Genomic DNA, 6000 nt, shown 5'->3' on the forward strand with positions numbered 1-6000 from the left:
TTCACTACGGAAAATTTCAATTAATACTTTCCCGGTCTAAACATATTGACTTGCCATCAGCCAGAAGTTATAATGACGGTTGTGTAAAAGACAGCCTGGGCAAGCCTTGCATGTGCTTTCCATTTTGCTCCTTGCTGTAAGCAAGGTGTGTTGCGTAACCCCTAGCTGTCGGGGCGAAGACATACGAGGGCAAAATGAGCATGACGGGAGATTCGCCAACAGTGTTTTTATACCAAAATTTGTTTTAATAGAGGAGGATGCCATTATGGCACGCTATACAGGTCCAACCTGGAAAAAGTCCCGCCGCTTCGGCATCTCTCTCAGTGGTACAGGAAAAGAACTCGAAAAACGTCCTTATCCGCCGGGAGAGCATGGCCCAACGCAGCGCAGAAAATTATCCGAATACGGTGTTCAGCTTCAGGAAAAACAGAAGCTTCGTTTCATGTACAACTTAAATGAGCGCCAATTCCTGCGCACATTTAACATCGCTGGCAAATTGCCTGGTGTACACGGCGAAAACTTCTTGATTTTGCTTGAATCCCGTCTCGATAACCTTGTTTATCGTCTCGGTCTTTCCCGCACACGCCGCGGCGCACGCCAGCTGGTTAACCATGGCCACATCACTGTAGACGGCAATCGTGTAGATATCCCGTCTTACCGCGTAGAGCCAGGAAAAACCATCAGTGTTCGTGAAAAGTCCCGCAACATGAGCGCTATCCAGGACGCACTTGAAGCTAATTCTTTCGTTCCGGAATATCTCACGTTTGATGCTGACAACCTTCAGGGCACCTACAGCCGTTATCCTGAACGTTCTGAGCTTCCTGCGGAAATTTCCGAAGCACTAATCGTTGAGTACTACTCTCGTTAATAGTAAAAATCCCGTGCAGATATCGATCTGCACGGGATTTTTATATTTGTCCGGCTTTTTCCGGCTGGCTTTTATCCATTGTTTTTTAGAATCAGAAAATATTTCTTTTTACCTCTGCGCATAATGATAAATTGATCATCAATTAAATCATTGTTTCCTACAGTTTTGTCTGTATTCTGTTCTCTCTCACCATTAATATATACGGCACCGTTCTGTACATCTTCCCTGGCCTGTCGTTTTGAACCTGCTATACCCGCTTGAACTAAAAGATCCACCAGGTTTTGTTCTTCTGTTACCATCGTGTACGATGGTACATCTTTAAAACCCTGGGCTATTTCATCTGCTGTCAGTGCCGTCAGCTCGCCTCCGCCAAAAAGAGCTTTCGTAATGTTTTCAGCCTGATTCAGCGCTTCCCAGCCGTGGACAAACGAGGTGATCTCCTGCGCCAGCCTCCGGTGGACTTCTCTTTTTTCAGGCTCTGTCTGCATCTTTTCTTCAAGCTCTTTCATTTCTTCCTGATCAATAAACGTAAAGTAGCGTATAAATTTTAATACATCACGATCGTCTGTATTAAGCAGAAATTGGTACATTTCGTATGGAGATGTTTTTTCGGGATCAAGCCATATTGCGTACCCGGCTGTTTTTCCAAATTTCGTGCCGTCGGCTTTGGTCACTAACGGGATTGTCATACCGTAAGCAGGAGATTTTTCCTCGTCTTCATATTCAAGACGGCGAATCAGCTCTAAACCAGCGGTAATATTACCCCATTGATCGCTGCCACCGATTTGAAGCGTACACTGATGATTTTTGTACAGGTAGTAAAAATCAATTGACTGCATTATCTGGTAGCTGAATTCAGTAAAAGAAATGCCCTCCTGAATCCGGGATTCCACCGATTCTTTCGCAAGCATATAATTGACGCTGAAATGCTTTCCAAAATCTCTCAGGAAACTGATGAGAGTCATGCTTCCAAGCCAGTCATGGTTGTTTACAATTTCTGCACCATGCGCACCGTCAAAATCGAGGTATTTTTCAAGCTGAGTGCGAATTTTTTGTGAAAAACCTTCCACAATCTCTGGTTCGTTCAGGGAGCGTTCTGCGTTTCTCCCACTCGGATCCCCAATCATTCCTGTGCCCCCGCCTACAAGAGCAATCGGCTGATGCCCGTGCAGCTGCATCCGGCGCATTAAAATAATAGTCAGCAGGTGACCAATATGAAGGCTGTCCCCCGTAGGATCAAATCCACAGTAAAAACGGAGTTGTCCGTTGTTCATCTGATCCTTAAGGCCCTCTCTTTCTGTCACCTGATTTACAAGCCCTCTTTCTTCTAATTCCTCCCAAATGCCCATAACTTTCCCCTTTCTGGTTTAAAAACGCTCTAAACTTGGATATATAAGTGTAGGTACATAAAAAAGTCCCTCTTCGTTTCGAAAAACGAAAAGGGACGATGATGACCGCGGTACCACCCTTGTTGGAAGCATAAACTTCCCGGCTTCATGTTGATAACGATGCATTACACCGTTTCAGGCCTTTTAACCAAAGATCTGAAAGAAGCTCTGGATGTGTAATTCGCCAAAGGCTGCAGTTCGACTTTCAGCAAACGTCGACTCTCTGTGACTGTAGGTCCTATGGTTACTTTCATCCTTCATAGCTGTATGTTATAGTTTGTTTTCAAGTTTGCACTTCTTTTATTTTTAGCACAAGACTTTCAACACTGTCAATGTATGAATCCATAGACAAAGCTACATAGAGAAGGGAGATCGTAATAATTATGGGGCGTCACGACCAAACAAGCTCTAGAAATACCTTGCGCGTTGTTGGTCTTTCATTTCTAACCCTGTTTGTTGTTTTTATTTTAGCTGTTTTATTTATTGGGTCAATCGGTGCAGGCTTTTTCGCCTCCTTGGTTAAAGGACAGGAAGCTTACACGGAAGAAGAAATGCAGGAATCAATATATAGCTACGCCGAGAACAGTACCGTCCATTTTGCCAGCGGAGAAGAACTGGGGGAGCTGCCTTCAGAACTCGAGAGACAGCGTGTAGAACTCGATAACGTTTCCACTAACCTGCAGGACGCATTTTTATCCACAGAAGATAGGGCTTTTTATGATCACAATGGAATTAATCCCCAATCATTAATGCGTGCTACATACCAGGAAGTAACGAACTCTTCCACTCAAACGGGGGGCTCAACGTTAACCCAGCAGATTGTTAAAAACCAACTGCTGACCAGAGAAGTATCTTTTGAAAGAAAAGCGAAAGAAGTCGCTTTGGCAATGAGAATGGAAACGTATTTCTCGAAAGATGAAATATTTCAGGCCTATATGAATATCGTTCCGTTCGGCCGCAATGCCAATGGAGAAAATATCGCAGGGGCCCAGGCAGCCGCCCAGGGAATATTTGGCGTTGACGCTTCTGAACTGAATGTGGCCCAGTCCGCTTATATTGCCGGGCTTCCGCAAAACCCTTACACCTACACTCCATTTGAAAGTAACGGGGAGATAAAAGACGATCTCTCTCAAGGGCTGAACCGGAAAGACGAAGTCTTACAAAACATGCTTGAAGTAGATTCCATTTCTCAGGAAGAATACGATGAAGCAATGAACTACGATATTCGCGACAACCTTGCCGAGCCAAAAGAAGAAGTAGCACAGGAATATCCTTATTTGATCAATGAAGCTCAGCGCAGAGCTGCAAGGATTATGCGCGAAGAAATGATTGCCGAAGACGACGTTCAATTAGAAAATTTATCAGAGGAAGAACGACAGGAAACCATTCAGCAATATAATCAGGAAGCAAGCCGGGAAATCGCTGAAGGTGGATATGATATTGAACTGACAGTTCATAAAGACACCTATGACGCTATGCAGGAAGCTGTAGATGGCAACGACTACTTTGGCCCGGAAAAAGAGGGCCAAGCAGAGCAGGTCGGCGGTATGATGATTGAAAATAACAGCGGTGCTATTTTAAGCTTCGTCGGCGGCCGTGATTTTGAAACAAGTTCGTTAAACTATGCTACTCAGACGCGCAGGCAGAACGGCTCGACCATGAAACCTCTGCTTGATTACGGTCCGGCTATTGAAGAAGGCCTTCTGCACCCCGGGCAGACACTGCTTGATATTCCTACCGAATACGGTGGAGATGATGATGAGCTCAACAACTTTGACGGAGAGTATGAAGGCTTTATCGATGCCAGAAGTGCTTTAGCCGAATCGCGTAACATACCGGCAGTCCGGGTATTTGACTTGCTCGACGAATCGACAAGACAAGAAGCTCTTAACGACCTTGGCATGGGCAATGTAGTCGAAAACGGCATTTCTTCTTCCACTGCCATCGGCGGACTTAGCCAAGGCGTAAGTGTAGAACAAAATACAAGCGCATTTACGACTTTCCCTGCCGGAGGAGAGCATCATGAACCTTACATGGTAGCTTCTATTACCGACAGTGCAGACGAAGCTGTTTTCGAACATGAAGAAGAATCCACCAATCCTTTTTCAGAGCAAACCAGCTTCCTTATTACAGATATGCTGCGTGATGTATTAGGATCCGACGGTACTGCAAGTTCTCTTCCCGATCGTCTGAATGTAGACGGCGACTGGGCCGGAAAGACTGGTACGACAAATAACCAGATCGACTCCTGGTTCGTCGGCTACAATCCCAACGTAACCTTCGGTCTGTGGCTTGGATATAATGAACAAATTGGCATTGAAGATGCGCAGGGACTCTCTTATTCGCAGAGAACTCAGCAGATTTGGGCAGATATTATGAATGCTGCTTCCGATACTGAGGACGATTTAATCGGTGCTGGAGACACATTCTCTGAGCCGGATGGCATCTCTACAGAAGAAATATGCGGTCTATCCGGTCAGCAGCCTACCGATTTGTGCGAAGAAGCGGATCTGGTGAATGAAGATATTCTCAATGAAGAATTCGCTCCTACTGAAGAGGATGACAGTCTCGAAGAAATTGAATACGTAACTATCGACGGAGACCGTTACCCTGGGTATGATGATACTCCTTCTGAATTTATGGAAGATGGTATTTCTTTAAATGACGAATACCTTTTGGACGGCGATGAGGAAGAAATTCAGGAATATCTTCCGGACGATTGGGACAATGTTGTTCCGGATGAAGATGCTCCTGAAAATAACAGAGATCCTTCCCGGGTCACTGGAGTATCTAATGATGGTGGCACTCTCACCTGGTCAGCCTCCGATGATAATGATGTAATCGGCTACCGTATCTTTAATGACGGCGACGAAGTCGACAATGTAATTGACCGGGAAACAACAGAATTTGATACTGATGGCAACGGCGAGTATACTGTCCGCGCCGTAGATACTCACGGCAGGGAATCAAATGACTCCAGCGGAGCTGATGTCGGCGGTTCGAACGGCAATAACAATTCCGGAAACAACGAAGACTCTGGAAGCAGCGACTCAGGAAACAACAATAATAATAATTCGAACGATGATGACGCTGAAGAAAATACCGACAGTAACGATTCTTCAAACAACAATAATGAAAATCAAAATTCTGAAGACCCGGACAGCGGCAACAACTCTGGCAGTGATAATGAAGAAAACAGTACGGATGAAAATAACGAAACTGAAGGCGGAGATAATTCCTCTTCTTCAGATGATTCCGGTGACAGCCCAGAATCATCTGGAGATAATTCTTCGGAGTCATCAGGCGACAATAGCAGTGATAGCTCTGAGCAAAACACGAATGAATCGAATACGACGGATGAAGCAGAAAATGACGGAGGTTCAACAAACGAAGAAGAATCCACTGAAGACAGCAGCAACGAAGACACTTCTGCTCCTTCCGGGGACGACGGCTCTGATGAAGCCGAAGACTCCGGCGGAAATTCATCCACTGACGAAGAGGAATCCACTGAGGACTCCTCTTCTGCTCCTTCCGGGGACGACGGCTCTGATGAAACTGAAGACTCCGGCGGAGATTCATCCACCGACGAAGAGGAATCCACTGAGGACTCCTCTTCTGCTCCTTCCGGGGACGACGGCTCTGATGAAACTGAAGACTCCGGCGGAGATTCATCCACCGACGAAGAGGAATCCACTGAGGACTCCTCTTCTGCTCCTTCCGGGGACGACGGCTCTGATGAAACCG

Annotated in this window: 3 protein-coding genes and 1 other annotated feature; of the genes, 2 read left to right on the forward strand and 1 reads right to left on the reverse strand. The window is 45.7% G+C overall.

What is annotated here, in order from left to right; translation table 11 throughout:
- Positions 1-265: 265 nt before the first annotated feature.
- Positions 266-868, forward strand: a complete 603-nt coding sequence (gene rpsD, locus BLV22_RS10515) for a 30S ribosomal protein S4 (protein WP_022793076.1) — start codon at positions 266-268, stop codon at positions 866-868.
- Positions 869-939: 71 nt separating this feature from the next.
- On the opposite strand, the gene tyrS is transcribed toward rpsD, so the two are convergent.
- A complete protein-coding gene (tyrS, locus tag BLV22_RS10520) occupies positions 940-2217 on the reverse strand; it encodes a tyrosine--tRNA ligase (RefSeq protein ID WP_091614905.1) in 1278 nt (425 codons plus the stop codon).
- 88 nt (positions 2218-2305) lie between these two features.
- Positions 2306-2526, reverse strand: a binding site (T-box leader).
- A gap of 113 nt (positions 2527-2639) precedes the next feature.
- On the opposite strand from tyrS, the gene BLV22_RS10525 reads away from it, so the two are divergent.
- Positions 2640-6000 (forward strand): transglycosylase domain-containing protein (locus BLV22_RS10525; protein WP_091614908.1); only part of this gene is annotated, 3361 nt, incomplete at its 3' end.

Source organism: Marinococcus luteus (assembly GCF_900106595.1).
Taxonomy (GTDB): domain Bacteria; phylum Bacillota; class Bacilli; order Bacillales; family Marinococcaceae; genus Marinococcus; species Marinococcus luteus.

Coding starts and splice junctions, on each gene's coding strand:
- rpsD (WP_022793076.1), top strand. CDS start 266: ATGGCACGCTATACAGGTCCAACCTGGAAAAAGTCCCGCCGCTTCGGC.
- tyrS (WP_091614905.1), bottom strand. CDS start 2,217: ATGGGCATTTGGGAGGAATTAGAAGAAAGAGGGCTTGTAAATCAGGTG.